Below are 1,159 nucleotides of genomic sequence, written 5' to 3' on the forward strand. Positions count from 1 at the left end.
GGCATCAGAGCTAGCATGGGGGATGTAGGTGCTTGCTGGGATAACTCTGTTGTGGAGCGGTTCTTTGGAAGCTTAAAGCATGACTGGGTTTTGAAAGTGCCCCAGCCAACGAGAGAGCATATGAGAAATGATGTGGCTGACTACATGCGTTATTACAACTTAGAGCGGCTCCATACTTCTAACGAAGATATGTCGCCAATCGAGTACGAAAACTCTTTAAGAAAAGTGTCCTGATTTAGTTGCGCAGAACACATTCTGCTTGACTCGTTTCACCAGTCAAACACCATTGCAGAAAAAACCAAGGAAACGAGAACGACAAGCGTTATCACCAATCTCAACCTCATGAACCAAGACTCCAACACCTCTTCCTCAAATAGCTTTCGATCAATCACCAGCAAATAGATAAAACAGAAGGCGAACACGAGCGAACTATAAATCGACTCACAAGACGCTGCTAACCAAGCTAGAAGAGTGACAAAATTACTGTGCAAGAAGAGATTGATGGATGCATCACGAAGCAGAAACAATCCCCAATGAATGCCCGCCAGGAAAGAGATGATCACAGCGGCATATATACGCAAAGCCAAGTTCAAATTAGTCTCGTGCATATCAGAAAGGAACAGATACATACTTGGGATCAAGTAAAAAGGGAGTGCTCCGGCAAAGGTCAAGGATATTGCGATACAACGCTTATTTTTGTTCATGTGGCAGATTAACTCCAAGTCTGAGTAAAACCGTTCATTAGGCACTGGCAGCGTTCGAACTGTTTTATTGTTGATACCAGTTTATAGATCTAGCTCTATTTAGATCGTTTCAATATTGTCTAGCAATGTCAGCGCTCTCTCGTGAATGAGCTGCTTTTCTTGATCAGATTTTTTAGCCCACTGCTTGGCGATAAAAGATAACCTTTGATTGTCGGCCAAGCGTTCTTCATGCCTTCCAAAAAAATCCCAGTAAAGAGCATTGAATGGACAGGCGTCGGGCGTTACCTTCTCTTTAACCTTATAATGACAACTCTTACAGTAGTCACTCATCTTGTTGATATAGTTGCCGCTCGCAGCATAGGGTTTTGTGGCGATCCACCCCCCATCAGCAAACAAGGCCATCCCTCGAGTATTGGGTAGCTCAACCCACTGTAAGGCATCGATATAAATCCCTA

General features: G+C 43.7%; 2 protein-coding genes and 1 pseudogene. 1 reads left to right on the forward strand and 2 read right to left on the reverse strand.

All coding sequences use genetic code 11. The features are described 5' to 3' along the window. Positions 1–234 (forward strand): integrase core domain-containing protein (locus A3757_RS22510; protein ID WP_156499779.1); only part of this gene is annotated, 234 nt, incomplete at its 5' end. A gap of 35 nt (positions 235–269) precedes the next feature. Here the strand turns inward: A3757_RS22510 and A3757_RS22515 are convergent. Both A3757_RS22515 and A3757_RS27965 read right to left on the reverse strand, forming a co-directional pair. Next, complete coding sequence (locus A3757_RS22515; RefSeq protein ID WP_068508353.1) at positions 270–704, reverse strand: DUF3429 domain-containing protein; 435 nt, start codon at positions 702–704, stop codon at positions 270–272. 99 nt (positions 705–803) lie between these two features. After that, positions 804–1,159, reverse strand: a pseudogene (locus tag A3757_RS27965) (cryptochrome/photolyase family protein); the annotation flags it as partial.

This window comes from Oleiphilus sp. HI0117, assembly GCF_001635235.1.